The sequence below is a fragment of the Propionicimonas sp. genome, from assembly GCF_049840635.1.
Taxonomy (GTDB): domain Bacteria; phylum Actinomycetota; class Actinomycetes; order Propionibacteriales; family Propionibacteriaceae; genus Propionicimonas.
In genome coordinates, this window is the sequence record NZ_JASGKL010000005.1 from 1,999,009 (window position 1) to 2,018,807 (window position 19,799).

Annotated in this window: 14 protein-coding genes, 1 tRNA gene and 1 CRISPR repeat array; of the genes, 9 read left to right on the forward strand and 6 right to left on the reverse strand. The window is 68.2% G+C overall.

The genetic code is table 11. The features are described 5' to 3' along the window. The gene (locus QM779_RS14835; protein WP_428536566.1) at positions 1 to 819 is read right to left on the reverse strand and encodes a hypothetical protein; all 819 of its coding nucleotides are present in this window, start codon (positions 817 to 819) and stop codon (positions 1 to 3) included. A 41-nt stretch (positions 820 to 860) separates the two neighbouring features. Beyond that, a complete protein-coding gene (locus QM779_RS14840) occupies positions 861 to 1,910 on the reverse strand; it encodes a nucleoside hydrolase (RefSeq protein WP_428536568.1) in 1,050 nt (349 codons plus the stop codon). Positions 1,911 to 2,124: 214 nt separating this feature from the next. On the opposite strand from QM779_RS14840, the gene QM779_RS14845 reads away from it, so the two are divergent. Continuing rightward, positions 2,125 to 3,039 carry a DMT family transporter gene (locus QM779_RS14845; protein ID WP_428536570.1) on the forward strand — a complete coding sequence of 305 codons (915 nt, stop codon included), beginning with the start codon at positions 2,125 to 2,127 and terminating at the stop codon, positions 3,037 to 3,039. 288 nt (positions 3,040 to 3,327) lie between these two features. Here the strand turns inward: QM779_RS14845 and QM779_RS14850 are convergent, their stop codons facing one another. Then, entirely contained in the window at positions 3,328 to 5,175 is a 1,848-nt protein-coding gene (locus QM779_RS14850) for a phosphoenolpyruvate carboxykinase (GTP) (RefSeq protein ID WP_428536572.1), read from the reverse strand. Positions 5,176 to 5,467: 292 nt separating this feature from the next. Here QM779_RS14850 and QM779_RS14855 point away from each other — a divergent pair. Further along, a tRNA-Arg gene (locus tag QM779_RS14855) sits at positions 5,468 to 5,540 on the forward strand. 18 nt (positions 5,541 to 5,558) lie between these two features. On the opposite strand, the gene QM779_RS14860 is transcribed toward QM779_RS14855, so the two are convergent. Continuing rightward, positions 5,559 to 5,723 carry a hypothetical protein gene (locus QM779_RS14860; protein WP_428536574.1) on the reverse strand — a complete coding sequence of 55 codons (165 nt, stop codon included), beginning with the start codon at positions 5,721 to 5,723 and terminating at the stop codon, positions 5,559 to 5,561. 151 nt (positions 5,724 to 5,874) lie between these two features. On the opposite strand from QM779_RS14860, the gene cas3 reads away from it, so the two are divergent. The 7 genes from cas3 (at position 5,875) to cas2 (ending at position 13,533) form a co-directional block, all read left to right on the forward strand. After that, positions 5,875 to 8,133: a CRISPR-associated helicase Cas3' gene (gene cas3, locus QM779_RS14865; protein WP_428536576.1), complete on the forward strand. Its 2,259-nt coding sequence runs from the start codon at positions 5,875 to 5,877 to the stop codon at positions 8,131 to 8,133. Positions 8,134 to 8,278: 145 nt separating this feature from the next. Next, positions 8,279 to 8,959 carry a type I-C CRISPR-associated protein Cas5c gene (gene cas5c / locus QM779_RS14870; protein WP_428536578.1) on the forward strand — a complete coding sequence of 227 codons (681 nt, stop codon included), beginning with the start codon at positions 8,279 to 8,281 and terminating at the stop codon, positions 8,957 to 8,959. Then, the gene (cas8c, locus tag QM779_RS14875) at positions 8,956 to 10,770 is read left to right on the forward strand and encodes a type I-C CRISPR-associated protein Cas8c/Csd1 (RefSeq protein WP_428536580.1); all 1,815 of its coding nucleotides are present in this window, start codon (positions 8,956 to 8,958) and stop codon (positions 10,768 to 10,770) included. Before cas5c ends, cas8c begins: the two co-directional genes overlap by 4 nt. A 1-nt stretch (position 10,771) precedes the next feature. Further along, positions 10,772 to 11,659: a type I-C CRISPR-associated protein Cas7/Csd2 gene (gene cas7c / locus QM779_RS14880; RefSeq protein ID WP_428536582.1), complete on the forward strand. Its 888-nt coding sequence runs from the start codon at positions 10,772 to 10,774 to the stop codon at positions 11,657 to 11,659. A 19-nt stretch (positions 11,660 to 11,678) separates the two neighbouring features. Further along, complete coding sequence (gene cas4, locus QM779_RS14885) at positions 11,679 to 12,227, forward strand: CRISPR-associated protein Cas4 (RefSeq protein WP_428538450.1); 549 nt, start codon at positions 11,679 to 11,681, stop codon at positions 12,225 to 12,227. Then, positions 12,224 to 13,246 (forward strand): CRISPR-associated endonuclease Cas1, encoded by a 1,023-nt coding sequence (gene cas1 / locus QM779_RS14890; protein ID WP_428536584.1) that lies wholly within the window; start codon positions 12,224 to 12,226, stop codon positions 13,244 to 13,246. Before cas4 ends, cas1 begins: the two co-directional genes overlap by 4 nt. Continuing rightward, the gene (cas2, locus tag QM779_RS14895; RefSeq protein WP_428536585.1) at positions 13,243 to 13,533 is read left to right on the forward strand and encodes a CRISPR-associated endonuclease Cas2; all 291 of its coding nucleotides are present in this window, start codon (positions 13,243 to 13,245) and stop codon (positions 13,531 to 13,533) included. Before cas1 ends, cas2 begins: the two co-directional genes overlap by 4 nt. A 130-nt stretch (positions 13,534 to 13,663) precedes the next feature. Then, positions 13,664 to 16,494: a CRISPR direct-repeat array (repeat unit 37 nt; unit sequence GTGCTGGCCGTCGTACCGTCGGCCAGGGAGTCCCAAC). A gap of 83 nt (positions 16,495 to 16,577) precedes the next feature. Here cas2 and QM779_RS14900 read toward each other — a convergent pair. Together QM779_RS14900 and QM779_RS14905 are read right to left on the reverse strand one after the other, a co-directional pair. Next, the gene (locus QM779_RS14900; protein WP_428536588.1) at positions 16,578 to 17,984 is read right to left on the reverse strand and encodes an ATP-binding protein; all 1,407 of its coding nucleotides are present in this window, start codon (positions 17,982 to 17,984) and stop codon (positions 16,578 to 16,580) included. Further along, positions 17,984 to 19,633 carry an FAD-dependent oxidoreductase gene (locus tag QM779_RS14905; protein WP_428536591.1) on the reverse strand — a complete coding sequence of 550 codons (1,650 nt, stop codon included), beginning with the start codon at positions 19,631 to 19,633 and terminating at the stop codon, positions 17,984 to 17,986. The genes QM779_RS14900 and QM779_RS14905 overlap by 1 nt, the downstream gene beginning before the upstream one ends. Positions 19,634 to 19,799 lie beyond the last annotated feature (166 nt).

Consider the following 19,799-nt stretch of genomic DNA (forward strand, 5'->3'; position numbering starts at 1 on the left):
TCAGGCCTGCGTGGTCGTCTCGGCGGGCGCGGCGGCCTTCCTGCTGAACACCCTGTGCTCGCGGACGAACGGGAACCGTTGCAGGAACCGGGTCGGCAGCGCGGTGAGGATGAGCGCGACGACCGTGAACGTGATCAGCTTGTCGAGCGGGTCGGACAGCAGGCCCTGCAGGGTCGTCGCGGCGAGCAGCGACTGGCCCATCGCCTGGAACGCGCCCACGATCGCGCCGGTGCCGCCGCCCGTCGCGCCGCCGTAGATGAAGGCGGAGATCGGGGCGGAGATCATGGCCGCGACGACGCCGGTGATCGCGCCGGCGATCGGCGCGAGGTAGACCTTGCGGAACATGCCGAGCCGGGCCGCGTTGCCGGCGAGGACGCCGATGGCGACCTGGACGACCGCGTACGGCAGGGCGATCGGGCTGAGCGTGAGGCCCCAGATCACGTTGGTGAGGATGCCGGTGACGACACCGGCCGCTGGTCCGGCCAGCGCGGAGACGAGCACCGTCCCGATCGAATCGAGGTAGACCGGGAGCCCGAGGGTGGCGACGATCTGGCCGACGACGATGTTGAGGGCGATCGCGACCGGGATCATGGCGATCGTGGTCGTGGGCAGCCGGTGGATCGAGCCGGCGGCGAGCAGGACGGCGCCGATCAGGTAGCCGGCGATCGCGATCAGCGACGCGCGGCTGGTGCTGGACTCGGCCACCTCCGCGGGCTGGCCGAGGACGAGGTAGAGGTAGGTCGCGACGACGATGATCGTGCCGGCCGTGACGAGGATGAGGTTTCGGGTCCGGGCCGGGTCGGGAGTCGTGGTGGTCATTGGTGTTCCTCCTTGCATCTGGTCGATCGGGTGAACAGGGATCAGGCGATGCTGCGGGCGAGGGCCCCGACGCGCTCGATGGTGCGACGGAAGAACTCGTCGGGGTCGGTGTCGACAACGATGTCAGCGTTCGGGCCCCGTCCCCACATGCCACGCCAGTCGGCGACGGTCTGGCCGCGGGTGAGCGTTCCGGCCAGCTCGAGGTCGACGGTCGCGGCGCGGGTGGTGGCCAGGGAGGGGTCGAGCGCGACCGCCGCGGCGAACGGGTCGTGCATGTGGGCGATGAAGCCGCCCTGGTCGTAGGCGCGGTGGAACTCCATGTAGAAGCGCACCGCGTCGCTGAGGTGCCGCACGACGGGGTTGGACGCCGTCGAGCGGGTGCCCGGCTCGTCGTCCGGCGAGACGACCTCCGCCGGCGTGCTGCCGGCCACCTCGGCGAGTTCGGCGATGTGGGCGGGCGTCATGACGATCCGCTCGGTGACGTCCAGCGCGCACACCACGGGCCGCCGGTCCTCGGGGACGACGGAGAACGCGTCGAAGACGATCTTGGCCGCGTCCGGGTCGACGGCGATGTTCCACTCGGTGGTGGGACGGGTGTTGCCGGGGTGGTTGAACGCGCCGCCCATGATCACGATCCGCTTGAGCAGGAGGGGAAGTTCGGGTTCGAGCTTCACGGCGAGCGCGAGGTTGGTCAGCGGGCCGGTGATCAGGCCCGTGATCTCGCCCGGACGCCGGCGGGCGTTGTCGATCCAGACCTCGGTGGCGTGCCGGGACGAGAGCGGGCGGGTCGGCTCGGGCAGCTCGGCATAGCCGATGCCCTGGGGGCCGTGGGTCTCCTCCGTGGTCACCAGCGGCTGGACGATCGGGACCTCGGCGCCGAGGGCGACCTCCACGTCCGCGTAGTCGCACAACTCGAGCCAAGCGAGGTTGTTCTTCGCCACCTGGCGGGCCGCGACGTTGCCGGCGGTGCAGGTGATGGCGAGCAGTTCGGCCTCGGGGCTGGCCATCAGGTACAGCAGCGCGAGGGAGTCGTCGATGCCGGTGTCGACGTCGGCGATCAGGGGCACTCGGGTACGGCGGGGTTCGGCCACGGTCTCTCCTGGGACGTGAGGGCGAGCGGAATGGTCTGGATCATGCTGTACGGTCTCGGCCTGCGCACGGTGCGTCCCGCGCGTGTCGGCTCCGACCTATCCAGACAATGACTCCCCTGTCATCGTGGCGGCCACCGCCGACCGCGGGATCACCATACAGACGCCCGCGGTGAGGGTCTAGGGTCGCTGCGCGGAGCCGGAAGGGAGATCGGACGTGCTGCTCGCGCTGGTGCTGGGGTTGGTCGCTGGCGGGGTCATCCCCCTGCAGACCTCGATCAACTCCCGGCTGTCGGGTCGGCTGGGGGCGATCCTGCCCGCGTCGCTGGTCTCGTTCACGGTGGGGACGCTCGCGCTGGCTGCGGCCGTGCTGGTGACGGGGACGGCGGTGCCGTGGGCGGCGACGGCCGCGTCCCAGCCGTGGTGGATCTGGGTCGGCGGCCTGTGCGGGCTGGTCTTCCTGACGCTGAACATCGTCCTGTTGCCGCGGATCGGCGCGTCGGCGACGGTGGTGCTGCCGCTGGTGGGCCAGGTGTTCGGCGGGCTGTTGATTGACGGGACGGGCGCCTTCGGCGCCGGCGTGCACCCGTTGACGTGGGTGCGGGCGCTGGGCGCAGCGCTGGTGGTGGGTGGGGCGGTGCTGGTGAACCTCGCGGGCCGACCGGCGGGGACGCAGCCGCAGCCGGGCCACGCGCGCAGCCACGTGGTGCTGTGGGTGGTGGCCGTGCTGGCGGGGTCGCTCGGCGCGATCCAGACGACGGTGAACGGCCGGCTGGGCCAGTCGATGGGGTCGGCGCTCGCCGCGGCGATGGTCTCGTTCCTGGTCGGGGCGGTGGGCCTGGCGGTGATCTGCGTCGTCACGCGGCAGCGCGTCCGCCGGTCGGGGGAGTTTAAGCCGTGGCACTTCACCGGCGGCCTGCTCGGCGCGATGTTCGTGCTGGTGAACGCCTACAACGCCCCGATGATCGGGACGTCGCTGGCGGTCAGCATCACGCTGCTCGGCCAGGTGGTCACCGGCCTGCTGTTCGACCACGGCGGATGGATGGGCGTCCCCCGCCGCCCGGTGACGCCACTGCGCATCGTCGGCGCCGCCCTCGTCGTCCTCGGCGTCGCCCTCGTCCGCTTCGGCTGATCGTCATCCCGGGCTTGACCCGGGATCTCCGCGGGATGACTGGTGGGTTGCTCTGTCATCCCGGGCTTGACCCGGGATCTCCGTGTGGTTGCCGTCGGCTGTGTCCGCGAGATCCCGGCTTTCGCCGGGATGACGGGGTGAAGTGGGCTTGTTATCCCGGGCTTGACCCGGGATCTCCGTGTTGATGCCGTCGGCTGTGTCCGCGAGATCCCGGCTTTCGCCGGGATGACAGGAGGGGGTGCGCGTAACCCGGGATCTCCGGGAGAACGCCGTCCGCAGCGTCCCGCGCTACTCGGCGTCCATCGCCTCGGCGATGCGGGCGCGGAGGTTGGCGAGCTGGTCGGTGAGGGCGGCGGGCACCTTGTCGCCGAACTGGGCGAAGTACTCCTCGGTGAGGTCGGCCTCCTTGCCCCAGGCCTGCGGGTCGAGGGCGAACAGGGCGGCGAGGTCGTCGTCGCTGATGTCGAGTCCGTCGAGGTTGAGGTCGCCGGGGGCGGGGATGCGTCCGGAGATCGCGTCGAGGGCGTCGATCTCGCCGGCGACGCGGCGCAGGGCCCACTCGATCGGACGGGAGTTCTCGCCGAAGCCGGGCCACAGCCACTTGCCGTTCTCGTCCTTGCGGAACCAGTTCACCTGGAAGATGCGGGGCGCCGCCTCCCCGAGGGTGGCGCCCATGTCGAGCCAGTGGGCCCAGTAGTCGGCCATGTTGTAGCCGCAGAAGGGCAGCATGGCGAAGGGGTCGCGGCGCAGGGCGCCGACGGTGCCCTCGGCGGCGGCGGTCTGTTCGGAGGAGACGGTAGCGCCGACGAAGACGCCGTGCTCCCAGTCGTAGGCCTCGCTGATCAGGGGGACGTTGCGGGCGCGGCGTCCGCCGAAGAGGATCACGTCGATCGGGACGCCGGCGGGGGCCTCCCAGTCGGGGGCGATCGACTCGGCCTGGGCGGCCGGGACGGTGAACCGGGCGTTGGGGTGGGCGGCGGGACGGCCGCAGCCGGGCGTCCAGTCGTTGCCCTGCCAGTCGAGGAGGTGGGCGGGCGGCTCGGCGGTGAGCCCCTCCCACCAGACGTCGCCGTCGTCAGTGAGGGCGGTGTTGGTGAAGATCGTGTTGTGGCGCAGGGCGTGCAGGCAGGTGGGGTTGGTCTCCTCGGAGGTGCCGGGGGCGACGCCGAAGAAGCCGGCCTCGGGGTTGATCGCGTAGAGGCGTCCGTCCGGGCCGGGGCGCATCCAGGCGATGTCGTCGCCGACGGTCTCGACCTTCCAGCCGGGGATGGTGGGACGCAGCATGGCGAGGTTGGTCTTGCCGCAGGCGGAGGGGAAGGCGGCGGTGAGGTGGAACTCCTTGCCGGCGGGGGAGGTGATCTTGAGGATCAGCATGTGCTCGGCCATCCAGCCCTCGTCGCGGGCCATCACCGAGGCGATCCGCAGGGCGTAGCACTTCTTGCCGAGGAGGGCGTTGCCGCCGTAGCCGGAGCCGTAGGACCAGATCTCGCGGGTCTCGGGGAAGTGGGTGATGTACTTGGTGTCACTGCAGGGCCAGGGCACGTCGGGACGGGCGGTGCCCTCGGCGTCGACGAGCGGGTAGCCGACCGTGTGGACGGCGGGCACCCAGGCGGCGCCGGCGGCGATCGCGTCCAGGGCGGGGGTGCCGATCCGGGTCATCATGCGCATGCTGACGACGACGTAGGGGCTGTCGGTGATCTCGACGCCGAGCCGGGTGATGTCGCCGCCGAGGGGGCCCATCGTGAAGGGGATGACGTACATGGTGCGTCCGCGCATCGCACCGCTGAACAGCTCGGTCAGGGTCTGCTTCATGGCGGCGGGCTCGGCCCAGTTGTTGGTGGGGCCGGCGTCCTCGGGGTTCTCCGAGCAGATGAAGGTGCGGGCCTCGACGCGGGCGACGTCGGCGGGGTCGGAGCGGGTGAGGTAGGAGTCCGGACGCAGGGCGGGGTTCAGCTTGATGAAGGTGCCGGAGGTGACCATCTCGTCGTACAGCCGGTCCCGCTCGGCCTCGGACCCGTCGCACCACTGGACGGCGTCGGGACGGGTGAGGGCGGCGATCTCGGAGACCCAGGCGAGCAGATCGGCGGGGGTGTTCGCGGGGGCGTTCTGGGTGATCGTGATGTCCTGCAGAGTCACGGGCGTCTCCTCGGCGTTGGCCGCTGCTGTGCGGCGGAGTTCGATGCGCCAATGTCGCATTCGTGCACGCCGTGTGGCAGGCCTTTGGTCATTCGTGCAGTTCTTCTCGCGCATCTTCCATTTTGCGCGTCGATGCGCTATAAGCTGGGCGGTGTCGCCGGTCAGCCTCTGGGGGTTGCTTCGTCCACGGTAGCTCTGGCAGGGACGGGGATCCAGACCCGGCGTCGGCCGTCCGCCCGGGCCCGGTTGGACGCCCCCCGACGCAGTCGAGTAGTCTGGACGACGCTTACCGGCGCCTGTGGCTCAATGGATAGAGCATCTGACTACGGATCAGAAGGTTGGGGGTTCGAGTCCCTCCAGGCGCGCGTTGCAAGGGCTGGGCGTCAACGCCCGGCCCTTCGTGCATTCCGGCGGCGATCTCGATCTTCAGAGTGCCGGAGTTGCGATTCGGCCTTGCGCGCGGCGGCGTTGTACTCCGCCCTCTCGGTCGCGCTCATCTGGGCGAGGCGCTGGTCACGCAGTTCCTCCCAGGATGTGGTCTCTGACATGGTCGAATCCTACGATCGCCGGCCCCGGGCCCGGCGTGACAAGAAATCCGAATCGTGACCCACGGAACAGACCAATCGATTCGTTGTAGTGATGGCGTACGAGATTCCGACTTCGAGCACGTAGTCGGATGGCGGATGAAACCATGTCGTCATGGGGGAGCCCAGAGGGGGCTGGAGAGAGGCCTGGCCGCCGGACGAGCCTGTCTACGCGCACACGCCCGGCCATAACGGAACTTGGCACGACTTCGCCGCGCACTCACTTTCCACAGCTCAGCTCGCAGCCGAGTTCGCCCTGGCATTTGGTGGCGAGCGCGTCGCTTACCTCGCCGGTCTGTTGCACGATGCTGGCAAGTTGAGCGCTGACGTTCAGAACGCCCTGCGCCGTCGAGCCGTTGACGGCGGCCCACGCCTTGGGGTGCCGCACAAGCGGGAGGGTGTTGGTCTCGCTGCTCGATACCTGCAAGAGAACGTGGTGGCAAGGGTCGTCGTCGAGCAGGTGATCTGGGGTCATCACCACGCTCTGTCGCGCTATGGCGCAGAGGTACTCGATGCGGCTGACGCGGCAATCGCCTTCCCGACGGGGCTCGAGCCGGTCGCGAGCCGCACGGCGTGTGAGTTGGCCGATTGTCTGACGTCGGCTATCAGCGGTGTAGCTGTGCCGGCGTTCCTGACGCGTGACCACTCGGTCGACACCCGTCGTGACATCGAGTTGTTCGTTCGCATGGTTCACTCCGCTCTCGTCGATGCGGACTTCCTCGACACCGCCGCGCACTTCGCGAGTCTGTCGACCCCGCGGGTGTCGTCGCCGCGAGGTATGACGTGCCTGAGAGATCACTTCATGGCCTGGCACGCGGACCGCTACGCGTCGGCGCCGGCGTCGGCGCTCAACGAGCTACGAACCGGCGTGTTCGCAAGATGCGTTGCCGCTGCGACGCAAGCAATGGACGCGAAGGTGTTCAGGCTGCCGGCCCCGACGGGATCGGGCAAGACGATGGCCGCGGCGGCCTTCGCGCTCAACCACGCAGCAGTCTTGGGCCAAGACCGGGTTATCGTCGCCGTGCCGTTCACATCCATCACAACGCAGAACGCCGCGGAGTATCGACGAGCTTTCGAGCACTTGGACGTACAGGTGGTGCTCGAACACCACAGCAACGTCGTTGACCCCGAGATCGCTGAGGACAGGTGGCGACGGCTGAGCTCAGAGAACTGGGACGCCGAGTTCATCGTCACGACAACGGTGCAGTTGTTCGAGTCGATCTTCAGCGGTACGCCGGCCTCGGCGCGAAAGCTCCACCGGATCGCCAACTCCGTCATCGTGTTCGACGAGATCCAGGCGCTTCCGTACGAATTCCTGCCGACGATTCTCCAGGTGCTACGGCAGCTCACGGAGAACTTCGGGGTCACAGTGCTGCTTGCCTCGGCCACCCAGCCTGCGTTCTGGAAGCTGCCCGTCTGGCAGGACGTACCGCACCTCGACATCCTTCCGGTGGACTCGGTTGCGGCGGTGAGCCAGCGGGCGGCCTATGACGTCAGGCCCGATCCATGCACATGGGAATCGATCGCCGAAGAGGTGAGCTCGCTCAGGCAAGCGTTGGTCATTGTCAACTCAACCGGCGACGCGCAACTCCTGCATCGACTGGTCGCCGAGGGGCGCCATGCCCACGTTCTCCACCTCTCGACGAGAATGTGTGGGCAGCACCGCACCGATGTGCTGGCACGGGTTCGGAGCCTTCTGGCGGCGGGCGAACCGGTGATCCTGGTTTCGACACAGCTGATCGAGGCCGGCGTCGACATCGACTTCCCCGTCGTCTTCCGGGCCATGGCGCCAGCGGAGTCCTTGGTCCAGAGCGCCGGCCGCTGCAACCGCGAAGGCTCCCTCGGTGTGTGCGGCGGCCGCGTCGTCGTGTTCGACCCGGCCGACGGGCAGATCCCCGGCGGTATCTACCAACGTGCCACAACCATCACAAGAGACCTCTTCGCCCGGCGAGGCCGAAGCCTCGCCGATCCGCGGGCCCTCACCGAGTACTACATTCAGTTCTACAGCGGAGTGGCTGCCGGCAGCGAGCGATCGCGCCTTGTGGATGAAGCCCGGCCGGCCTGGGACTTCCCGACGGTTCGGGAGAACTTCCAGATGATCGACGACAAGAGCATCTCGGTCGTCGTCACCGACTACGGACCTGTTGGTGATCGTGAGGCGGTGGCCGCGCTGCTGAACCGACTCAGAACTCAACCTGCGACAGTCCTCTGGGCCGCCGAGCGCCAGCTACTCCAGCGGTACAGCGCCGCGGTGTCGCGGTTCCGCGCTGACGAGAGGCCGGAGATCGAAAGCCTGGCGGGAGTGACTGTCTGGGGCGGTGATTACCATCCCGACCGTGGGCTGGTTCTGGATTCGGTTGGGACGATCTGGTGAGATCGATGGACGCAGCGCCCGTCGCTGGGAGTCCCAACCCTTATCTGTGGGTGTCCGAGAGTACGCCCCGGGTCAGACCTGGCCCGGGGTTCTTTCGTGTCCACCGATCATGTAGGCTCCACTCACAGTAAGGGAAGGAATGGACATGGACGTCCATGACTGGTCCGGGCTGGAGGTCCCCAAGACCTTCAGATACCCGCCTGTGGTCTTGCAGGTGAAGGGCGACTACGCCGCCTTCACCAGGCCCGAATTCGCAAGCGAACGGGTCGGCTATCCGGTGCCCACGCCAACCGCGGCAATCGGCCTGTTGTCGGCAATTTTCTGGAAGCCACAGATGCGCTGGGTGATCGAACAGATCGACGTCCTGGCGCGCGTGCGCTGGGTCAGCATTCGCCGCAACGAGGCGGCGATCCCGATCACGAGAGAAGGCATCCGACAGGGCTACCTCGATGTGGACGGAGCAGTTCAGCAACGCATGACCACCCTCCTTCGCGACGTCCACTACCGTGTTCACGCGCACGTGTGGGTGCACCCAGATGCGACCGAGCGTGATCCTGCCAAATGGCGCGCTCAGTTCCACCGGCGTCTCCAGCGCGGACAGACCTTCCGCACGCCATTCCTCGGCATGCGCGAGTTCCATGCGGACATCGTCCCCGTGGATGACACTCCGCCGATCGACTGGACGGAGGATCTCGGCATCATGCTCCATTCGATCCACTACGACCAGCGCGGCAGCGAGACCTACGAATGGTTCAACGCTCAGGTCGACCATGGGGTACTTCGTGTCCCCCGGCGCGGGATTTCGGTGGGGGCACATCAACAATGATTCTGAACGCACTGTCGAGGTATCAGCCCGAGACCGGCATCGTCCCACCGGGCTACGCGCGGAAACCGCTCGGGTTCCAACTCGTGATCACGGACCGTGGAGCGGGCTGCAGGCTGGAGAGTCTCTACACGGAACAGCAGGACGGAAAGAAGAGCTGGGCTGCGCATGTCAGGGCCGTGCCAGACATGACCAGGTCGAACAATCCACCGCCCCTGCTTGCTTGCGACAATGCGGCGTTCGTCCTGGGACGGCCGAAGCCAGGTGCAGACGCGGGCACTGATCGCCAGCGTGAGTCGGCAGCCAAGAAGCATGGGCAGTTCGTCCAGCTGCTTGCGGAGTATCGCGATGACTCCGGTGACGCTGACGCAGATGCCTATCTCCAGTGGGTTCAGGGAGGAATGCCGGGGCTCGATGCGCAGGTGGAAGCCCTTCCGCCACACGCTGCGAAGCGTTTGGACCTAGACCTGATCGCAGTCAAGGCCGAAGAATCGGACACCCTCATTGTCGACAAGGTGCGAGCCCAGGCCTTCTGGGCTCGCCGGGCGGCATTGGCGAAGGGTGGTGGCGAATCAAGAGTCTGCCTGTGCTGTGGGCAGGTCGCTCCGGTTGTCGACACCCTGCCCCAGGCGCTCTCCGGTCGCTGGATTCCAGGAACAGACACCGCGCAGGTGGCACTGGTGAGCGCGAACTTCGCGGCTGCAATGCGTGGGGCCAGCGGGTCGGGGCTGAAGTCGGTGCCGATCTGTGCGTCCTGCGCTGGCCGTGCGGTAGCTGCGTTCAATGACTTGGCATCGAACTCTGCTCATCGATTCCGGCTGAGCGACCGTGAGGCAGCGATCTGGTGGTCGACGGCCGCTGAAGTCGACGACTGGATTCGTCAGATCGACGGAGTTGGTGATCCGCAGCAAGTACGCGAACTGTTGGCGTCGATCCATGGCGGAACCAAGGCGCACAAGCCGAAGGGTGAGTTCTTCCTGCTGGTGTTCTCGGGGAATGTCGCCCGTCTGGTGGTTCGACGTTGGGTCAGCTTGGAGCTCAGCGGCTTCGAGGCCAATGTTGCGAGGTGGTTCGACGATGTCGAAGTGGCCGATCGCGAGCGGCCCTATCGAACACCATCGGCGATGGCTCGATCGCTGGGCCCCTTCCCTGTGGGCGACCACAACGAGACCGCGCCCGACGGCGCTTTCGCTTCGTTCCTGATGGCTGCGCTCGCTGGAGCGTCTCCCCCGGCCGAGTACCTGCGGTCCGCGGTCGCACGATCGGTTGCGGAAGTGCGTCGGCTGGATGGCGACGACCCGTGGGCAGCACGTCAACGAGCCATGGACCGCCTGGCTGTCATTCGCTTGATCCTCAACAGAACTCCAACGAACAAGGGGCACATAATGACCGCGCTTCTCGATGACGCCCGAAGCGATCCTGCCTACCTCAGCGGGAGGATCTTTGCTATCGGCCAGAGTCTTCAGCGCGCGGCTCTGGGCGACGTCAACGCATCCATTGTCGACCGATACTTCGCCCGCGCTGTCCAGCACCCGGCAAGCGTGGACGCGGTTCTGGCGACCCTCCAGATGCAGCACACCGCATCCCTTCGGAGAAAGGGCAGTGGTGCCCTCGCGCACAGCTACGAGGTTCGCATCGGAGAGTTGCGAGCCCGAATGGGCGATGCGCCCGGTCGACTCGGTCTCGCCGAGCAGGCGGCATGGATCGCGGGGTACTTCCAGCAACGTGAGTCCGCATTCAGCTCTGCGAAGGCGAGCGATCGCACACAAACCAAGGGCCGCGATGACGCGGACCGCATGATTGAGGAAGGCTGACATGTCTGACGCACACCTGAACCCGGCGGTCAAACACGACGCGCTGTTCGTGTTCGACGCTATCGACTCAAATCCGAACGGTGACCCGGACAACGCTGGCAAGCCACGCACCGATCTCGATACCGGCCAGGGTGTCGTCTCGGATGCGAGCCTGAAGCGAAAGATCCGCGACACGGTTCAGTTCCAGGTGGATCAGGGCATGCTCGCACCGGAGCGCTACGGGATCTTCATTCGGCGCGGAGTGTCGCTCAATGAGCAGTTGGAGGAGGCATATCGCCAACTGAGGCAGCCGCTCGCCGACGCCAAGAATAAGAACTCCGCCGAGCAGATCGAGAATGCTGCGGGCTACATGATTGACAGGTACTTCGACGTGCGATGCTTCGGTGCCGTCATGTCGACGGGCCAGGCTTCAGCGGGGAAGGTGACCGGGCCTGTCACCGTGGGTCTGGGGCGATCGTTCGATCCCGTCCTGCCGATGGAGATGGGGATCACGAGGACAGCCTCGACGAAGGAGGAGGCCAAGGACAACGCATCCCAGATGGGCTCGAAGTCCGTGGTTCCCTACGGTCTGTACGCTGCTCGAGTCCACTACCAACCGACGCGGAACAACCAGGTCACAGCGGAGGACCTCCAAGTCCTGTGGCGGAGCCTCATTTCCCTGTTCGAGGTGACTCGCAGCGCAGCACGGCCGGATGTCAACACGCGAGGCGTGTTCGTGTTCAGTCACGACAGCGCGTTGGGCAGCGCCCCTGCTCGGAGTCTCCTTGACAAGGTCGTAATCCAGCGCGTCGACCTTGCCGACACAAAACCCCCCACCCGGTTCGAGGACTACGTGATTACAGAGCCCACCGACCTTCCACCGGGGGTGACATACGTCCGACTCGCATGATGAGCGCGAGTGGCTTCTGATCTCGTCTCTTCAGCACTACGCCTATTGCCCTAGTCAGGCATCTCTGATCCGGGACGGTGTCTGGCTCGACAACCACCTGACGGTCAGTGGTGACCTGGCACACGAGCGAGTGGACCAGTTGGGTACGGATCGACGGCGAGGGAAGCGCGCTCATCACCGGGTTTCACTCGTCAGCCACAGACTTGGGATACACGGGATCGCCGACACCATTGAGGAGGACGACTTCGGACAGCTATCGCCCGTCGAGCACAAATGGGGCCGCGGAGCCAAGGACCTGTTTCCGACGATTGCCCAGGTCGTGGCTCAGGCGCTCTGCCTAGAGGAGATGACTGGGCGTCATGTCCGAGAGTGCGCTGTGTTCGTCGTGCAGGAGCGCATCCGCGAGCCGGTGGACGTCGATGCGCACCGCGACGCCGTCGAGAACCTCATCGTGGCGGCACGTAAGGATCTGGCCGGGGTACCCCCGCGGCCCGTGTACGTGGCGCGGCGTTGCCGATCGTGCAGCGTCCTCAACGCATGCCAACCGAAAGGAGCGATCTGGATGTGAGCGAGTACTTGCTCCGAACACTCTTCGTTCACACGCCGGGAACTCGGCTCGTTCTCGACGGCGACGCGGTGAGAGCGCTGCGAGAGGACGCGCCAACGAAGCGCCTCCCGCTCTTGTCGATCGACTCGATCGTTGTCACCGCGGGGGTGGACGTGTCCAACCCGCTTCTGCTCCGTTGCGCGGATGACGGACGCTTGGTGGCCTTCCTCAGCAGGTTCGGCAGACCACGAGCAGTGGTTGAGGGGCCATTCGATGGACGGGGACGGCTTCGGCGACAGCAGTACGGCCTCCATGCGGACCCGGGGGCTCGGGACCGGATGAGCGGTGCGCTTGTGTCGGGCAAGATTGCGCAGATGTCGTGGGCGCTCCGCCAATGGGCGCGGGACATGGATGACGGCGCGACGGCTGGGCGGCTTCGTGCCCAGGCCACGGCCCTCGCAGGTCATCGTGAGAAGGCGGACTCGCTGCTCTCTCGAGGGCAGCTCCTCGGTATCGAGGGAGTGGCGAGCCGAAGCTACTTCGAGGGCATGGGCTGGGCGCTGAGGGATCGGACGTGGTCAGGGCGACGGCGAAGACCCACGACAGATCCTGTGAACGCCGCATTGTCCTTCCTCTATGGGATGGCTCGGATAGCAGTTCACGGTGGCATCCACGTCGCTGGACTCGATCCCTACTGTGGCTTCCTGCACGGCGACGCCGACGCCCAGCCGTCATTGGTGCTGGATCTCATGGAGGAGTTTCGGCCTGGTGTGGATCGTTTGGTCGTCGGTCTGTTCAACAAGCGCCAACTGAGGGACGAGCATTTCGAGTCGGATGCCCTCGGAGCCGTGACGCTGAGCAAGGCGGGTCGTGAGGTTGTGATGGACGCGTGGCACGCCCACCGCATGTCCAACGTGGAGGTTTCCGGCATCGTTGAGTCGGTCCCCCGTGCCGTTCTGCCGCTCGTGCAGGCAAACGCCATGGCGAACGCTATCCGTTACGGATCGCCCTATGCTGCTCACAGGTTGGTTGTGTCATGAACGTGCTCGTGGCGTACGACGTCGGGACGACCGACGAGCCGGGAAAGCGTCGTCTTCAACGGGTTGCGAAGATATGCGAGGGGTATGGACAGCGGGTCCAGTACTCCGTGTTCGAGGTGAGTTGTTCCAGAGCGGACTATCTGAGGCTGCTGAGCGCACTTCGCTCTGCGATGAAGGAAGATGAGGACAGCCTGCGGATCTATCATTTCGATCGCAATGGCTTCGACGACGTGGTGCGGATTGGCCGGCAGTTGTCGTTCGGACCACGCGACGCGTGGACCGTCTAGCGATGGGGGACCAGCCGTGATGCACCTGCACGCTCGCCCAACTACGTCCCTCGCGTCGCTCTTGTACTATCGCGTCACAGGCGGCGCTCGTCAGAGCAGCTTGCCGGCGCATCCGGCCTAGCCGTTTGCCGTGCTGGCCGTCGTACCGTCGGCCAGGGAGTCCCAACCTCGAGGACATGGACGTGGTCGCGGACTACTGCGGCGTGCTGGCCGTCGTACCGTCGGCCAGGGAGTCCCAACTCCACCAACGACATCAGGGCGTTCGAGGAGCTGCCGTGCTGGCCGTCGTACCGTCGGCCAGGGAGTCCCAACGTGCCACGCCATGATGACGCACCGGTGCCCGGACGGGTGCTGGCCGTCGTACCGTCGGCCAGGGAGTCCCAACGCCCACGTGAGCTTCTTCCAGACGCTCGAGGCCGCGCTGGTGCTGGCCGTCGTACCGTCGGCCAGGGAGTCCCAACCGGGGCCGGAACCGGGGCGGCTGGCCTCAGTGCACGTGCTGGCCGTCGTACCGTCGGCCAGGGAGTCCCAACAAGGCCCTGATGATCTACGAGACGCACGACGACATGTGCTGGCCGTCGTACCGTCGGCCAGGGAGTCCCAACAGCGGCGTCCTGACCGCCCGCCGGTTCCGCATGTGCTGGCCGTCGTACCGTCGGCCAGGGAGTCCCAACAGGTCGCAGACCTTGGTGAGCAGCCACGACCACGACGGGTGCTGGCCGTCGTACCGTCGGCCAGGGAGTCCCAACTGGCTGGTGCTCGGGGAGCACACGCCTCCGGATCATGTGCTGGCCGTCGTACCGTCGGCCAGGGAGTCCCAACTTGACGGATCACGGCGTACCAGTGTTGCCGGATGAGCCGTGCTGGCCGTCGTACCGTCGGCCAGGGAGTCCCAACCGCACCGACCTCGAGCAGGCCATCGCCGCCCACAACGGTGCTGGCCGTCGTACCGTCGGCCAGGGAGTCCCAACATCCGCACCGCCACCCAGTCCCTCGCGGCTGCGATCGTGCTGGCCGTCGTACCGTCGGCCAGGGAGTCCCAACTTTGCCGGGCTCCTCGGTCTAGGCGGTGTGGCCTGCGTGCTGGCCGTCGTACCGTCGGCCAGGGAGTCCCAACGCCCAGGTGTGGCCGTAGTCGTACCGGTCGGCGCGCAGGTGCTGGCCGTCGTACCGTCGGCCAGGGAGTCCCAACGCCAGGGCCGCCAGCTCCACGTCAGTGGCCTGCCAGTGCTGGCCGTCGTACCGTCGGCCAGGGAGTCCCAACCCGGGGGCGATCGACGGCCACCTGTCGGCCCGTCGGTGCTGGCCGTCGTACCGTCGGCCAGGGAGTCCCAACGGACGCAACGGCACCCCGATCGGTGACCTCGCCGCTGCCGTGCTGGCCGTCGTACCGTCGGCCAGGGAGTCCCAACACCTTGCCTGCCGACGGCCCGCCCGTGTTGTCCTGGTGCTGGCCGTCGTACCGTCGGCCAGGGAGTCCCAACTCCACGAAGCCCCCAGTCCGCCTCGGCTGCCGTGAGTGCTGGCCGTCGTACCGTCGGCTAGGGAGTCCCAACAGGGGGTGGCGGTGCGTAAAGTCACGACGGCGGGTGCTGGCCGTCGTACCGTCGGCCAGGGAGTCCCAACCGCTACCGGCTCTCCGAGGGCGTGCTCGTGCTGGGCGTGTGCTGGCCGTCGTACCGTCGGCCAGGGAGTCCCAACGTGGTGTGGGTGATCGTGATCGTGCTGCCCGACGGGGTGCTGGCCGTCGTACCGTCGGCCAGGGAGTCCCAACTCCGCCGACCTGGTGAGTGCTGAACTGGCCGCGCTGGGTGTTGGCCGTCGTACCGTCGGCCAGGGAGTCCCAACACCTCGAAAAGCCCGAGCGGGTCACGGCCTGACGCCGTGCTGGCCGTCGTACCGTCGGCCAGGGAGTCCCAACCCCATCCACGAGTCGGGGACCTGCACGCCGATGCCCACCGTGCTGGCCGTCGTACCGTCGGCCAGGGAGTCCCAACCTGTCTTAGGCGGCTGGGTCGGCTATCCACAGCAGCTGTGCTGGCCGTCGTACCGTCGGCCAGGGAGTCCCAACCCCTTGATCCCGCCGATCCATTCGGCGACCTTGGAGTGCTGGCCGTCGTACCGTCGGCCAGGGAGTCCCAACTCGACTTCAGGCGACGCGAGCTTTCGCCTTCGCCAACGGTGCTGGCCGTCGTACCGTCGGCCAGGGAGTCCCAACCCGGCGCCGGGATCGTCGGCTGGATCGTGCGTCGGCTGTGCTGGCCGTCGTACCGTCGGCCAGGGAGTCCCAACGATTGGGGGTTGGCTGGCCCGACCCCCCGCCGGGCCGTGCTGGCCGTCGTACCGTCGGCCAGGGAGTCCCAACCCGTCAGAGCGGGTCGCCGTGTAGGTCTGGCCGTCGTAGTGCTGGCCGTCGTACCGTCGGCCAGGGAGTCCCAACACGTCCTGCGCAACGCCACGCGGCCGCCACTCAGCAGTGCTGGCCGTCGTACCGTCGGCCAGGGAGTCCCAACGTGGTGGTGGTGGCGGCGGTTGCGCTCATGCCGTTTCCCCGTGCTGGCCGTCGTACCGTCGGCCAGGGAGTCCCAACTCGTGGGTGGAGCAGTGACCACCAAGCCCGTCCCTGGTGCTGGCCGTCGTACCGTCGGCCAGGGAGTCCCAACCTGCACATGGTCGGGATCCTCGAGAAGAAGTCCTGGGCGTGCTGGCCGTCGTACCGTCGGCCAGGGAGTCCCAACATCAAGGCGGCCACGGCGATGGGGATGAGCCGGGACGGTGCTGGCCGTCGTAACGTCGGCCAGGGAGTCCCAACAAGCTCGTGCCCGTCCCGGACGGCAGCCTCACCGTGGGGTGCTGGTCGTCGTATCGTCGGCCAGGGAATCCCAACACGGTGATGGTGGGCGGGGTGATCGACGCAGCCGCCCGTGCCGGCCGTTGTACCGTCGGCGCTGGAGTCCCGACGCCGGAACGGCGCCCTCGGACTACACGATCCCGGGCTGGCGAGGCGAAGCTCGGTGCCGCCGAAGGCGCAGATCCCTCCCTTCCTACCCCCGTGGCAGTCGCACCCTCACCATGGTGTCACCCGGGACCGAAGTGATCTCGATCGTGCCGTCGTGGCGTTCCACCACGATCCGGCGGGCGATGTCCAGGCCGAGGCCGGTGCCCGAGCCGACCTCCTTGGTGGTGAAGAACGGCTCGAACGCGCGTCCGGCGACCTCCGGCGGCATGCCGGGACCGGTGTCGCCGATCTCGACGACCACGTGGGTGTCGTCGGCGCTCGCGGTGATCCGCAACGTGCCCGAACCGTCCATCGCGTCGGCGGCGTTGTCGATCAGGTTGGTCCACACCTGGTTCAGCTCGCCGGGGAACGCCTCGATCTCCGGCAGGTCGGGGGCGTACTCGCGGACCACTGTGATGCCCGCCGTGAGCTTGTGGCCGAGCATCACCACCGTGTTGTCGAGGCCTTCGGTGACCAGCACCCGCTGCCTCGACGCCCGGTCCATCTGCGAGTATGAACGGACGGACGCCACCAGTTCCGACACCCGATGGGTCGACTCCCGCACCTCTCCGAGCAGCCCTTCCGCCTCGACGGTGTGGACGACCCACTGCAGCGCCGGCTCCGTGGCCTCGCCCGGTAGCTCCTCCGCCACGCGGTCGCACCAGGCCACGTCGGCCTGTGCCCTGGCCAGCGCCCTCGCCAGCCGCCACGCCCCGCCCACCCGGCGCCGCTCCAGCCAGGCCTGCAGCTCCTCCTCGCGATCGGCCAGCTCCAGAGCGTCCAGGTGCGTCGCGCCCGGCTGCAACTGGCCGCGGAGCTGCTCCAGCGCCGCGAACTGGGCGGCCGTGATGTCGCGTCCGGCCAGCCGGCCGAGCGCATCCAGCAGCCCTCGGCTGGACGTCGCCAGCGCGTCCGCGGCCCTCGTCGCGGCCGCCGCCGGGTTGTTCAGCTCGTGCGCGAGCCCCGCGGCCAGCGTGCCCAGCGTGATCAGCGAACTGCGCTGCAGCGCCGTCGACTCGATCGAGCGCGCCGTGTGGTACACCCCTCCGATCAGGTGCGCGCCGAACGGGAACCACGCCGCGAACCGGTCGCGCAGCACCTCCGCCGGCAGCCGGAACACCCGCCCCGGCGTCCCGCCCCGTCCGGTCGCCAGGTAGGTGCCCTGCTCGTCCCACGCGCGGAAGCCACCCGCCCACCGGCCCGGCACGTCCATCCGGGCCACCACGACGTCCTCGCGCCCGATGTGGCGGACCAGCTCGATCGTGCCGTCCAGCAGCACCCACCACGCCTCCGCCGGCTGCCCCTGGACGAACAGGTCGACACCCGCCGTGATCCGCACGGCCTCTCCCGCGGACGCGAGCTCGACCAACTGCTCGTCGCTCAACCCGGTGAACAGCGGCAGCGGACGCAGGTCCGCGAGCGTCACCCCCGACGTCCCCGCGCCCTCGCTCATCAGATGGTCGCCAGGTAGCGGTGGACCAGGTGCACGGCCATCGCACCCTCGCCGACGGCCGACGCGACCCGCTTCATCGAGTCGAGGCGGACGTCGCCCGCGGCGAACACCCCGGGCACGCTCGTCTCGAGCGCGAACGGCGCCCGCGCCTCGCGCCACCGTCCCTCGACCGCGGCCATCTCCGGCCCGGTGACCACGAACCCATGCTCGTCGCGGAGCACGTCCTCGCCCAGCCACTCGGTGCGCGGGACAGCGCCGATGAACACGTACAGCCAGGTGGCGGGAAGCGCCGCCTCGTCCCCGGTGTCGCGATGGCGAACCGTGATCGTTTCCAGGTGCCCGGTGCCGTCGGCGGCCACGACCTCCGTCCGGACCCGGACGTCGATGTTCGGCGCGGCCTCGATCCGCGCGATCAGGTACTGCGACATCGTCGCCTCCAGCGACGGCCCGCGGACCAGCATCGTCACCCTGCTGGCGTACCTCGCGAAGTTCAGCGCCGCCTGACCGGCGGAGTTGGCCGCGCCGACCAGGAAGACCTCGTCGCCGGCCGTCTGCGGGGCCTCGGCGGCCGTCGCGCCGTAGAAGACGCCGCGTCCCACCAGGTCCCCCGCGCCGGGCGCGTCCAGCCGGCGGTACGACACCCCGCTCGCCACGATCACCGACCGGGCCTCGATCTCGCCGGCATCGAGCCGGACGGCGCGCACCGGCCCGCGCGTCTCCAGCGCGGTCACGGAACGGGCGAGCACCATCTCCGCGCCGAAGCGGGACACCTGCGCGAGCGCCCGCTGCGCGAGGTCGCCGCCGCTCAGCCCGCGCGGGAAGCCGAGGTAGTTCTCGATCGCGGCACTCTGCCCGGCCTGGCCGCCGGGCGCCTCCCGCTCCACAACCACGGTCGAGAGGCCCTCGGACGCCGCGTAGACGGCGGCCGCCAGCCCGGCCGGCCCGCCACCGACGATGCACACGTCGTAGATCGGCTGCTTCGCCGTCGTGTTCAGCCCCAGCGCGGTGGCCAGCTCGACCAGCGTGGGGGCGCGCATCGGCCTGCCCCCGGCCGGCAGCACGAGCGGCAGGTCGTCGGGGGTCGCGTCGGCCAGCGCGCGCAGGCGTTCGCCCTCGTCGTCCTTCTCCACGTCGTACCAGCGGTAGGGGACGTGGTTGCGGGTCAGGAACATCTTCAGGTCGTGGGCGCGCTCCGACCACCGGTTGCCGACGATGCGCAGTTCCGAGGTCTGGTCGGGGTGCGCGGCCTGCCAGTCGCCCAGCAGGTCGTCCACGACCGGGTAGAGGCGGTCCTCCGGCGGGTCCCACGGCTTCAGCAGGTAGTAGTCGAGGCCGATCTCGTTGATGGCGGTGATCGCCACGTCGGTGTCGGCGTACGCGGTCAGCAGCAACAGCTTCGCGTCCGGGGCGTGGGTGCGGGACGCGGCCATCAACTCGGTGCCGGTCATCCGCGGCATCCGCTGGTCGGCCACGAGCAGGGCCACCGGCTCGTCACGCAGCGCGACCCTGGCCAGCACGTCGAGTGCCTCCGCGCCGGAGGTCACCCCGATCACCCGGTAGGTCTCTCCGTACCGTTCGGCCAGGTCGCGGCTGATGGCCGAGGAGACGGCCGCATCGTCGTCGACGGTGAGGATGACCGGTTTCGCCATGGACGGGGACGCCTCCCGCCGGCCCTTCCGCGGGAGGGACCTGGCCCGCGATGGGCCCCCGGTGACCGACTTCGGCCGAGCATAGTGGCTCGTCGCCGCCGCTTCGAGGGGCCGCCCGCCGGGCGTCCGCGCCGGGTGCGCGGGGCGGCTCCCGAGTCGGTGCCGT

Bases quoted from the DNA above. Each gene is read 5' to 3' on its own strand.
- cas5c (WP_428536578.1), top strand. From the start codon at position 8,279: ATGGACGTCCATGACTGGTCCGGGCTGGAGGTCCCCAAGACCTTCAGA.
- QM779_RS14905 (WP_428536591.1), bottom strand. From the start codon at position 19,633: ATGGCGAAACCGGTCATCCTCACCGTCGACGACGATGCGGCCGTCTCC.
- cas7c (WP_428536582.1), top strand. From the start codon at position 10,772: ATGTCTGACGCACACCTGAACCCGGCGGTCAAACACGACGCGCTGTTC.
- cas2 (WP_428536585.1), top strand. From the start codon at position 13,243: ATGAACGTGCTCGTGGCGTACGACGTCGGGACGACCGACGAGCCGGGA.
- cas8c (WP_428536580.1), top strand. From the start codon at position 8,956: ATGATTCTGAACGCACTGTCGAGGTATCAGCCCGAGACCGGCATCGTC.
- QM779_RS14860 (WP_428536574.1), bottom strand. From the start codon at position 5,723: ATGTCAGAGACCACATCCTGGGAGGAACTGCGTGACCAGCGCCTCGCC.
- QM779_RS14900 (WP_428536588.1), bottom strand. From the start codon at position 17,984: ATGAGCGAGGGCGCGGGGACGTCGGGGGTGACGCTCGCGGACCTGCGT.
- cas3 (WP_428536576.1), top strand. From the start codon at position 5,875: ATGGGGGAGCCCAGAGGGGGCTGGAGAGAGGCCTGGCCGCCGGACGAG.
- QM779_RS14835 (WP_428536566.1), bottom strand. From the start codon at position 819: ATGACCACCACGACTCCCGACCCGGCCCGGACCCGAAACCTCATCCTC.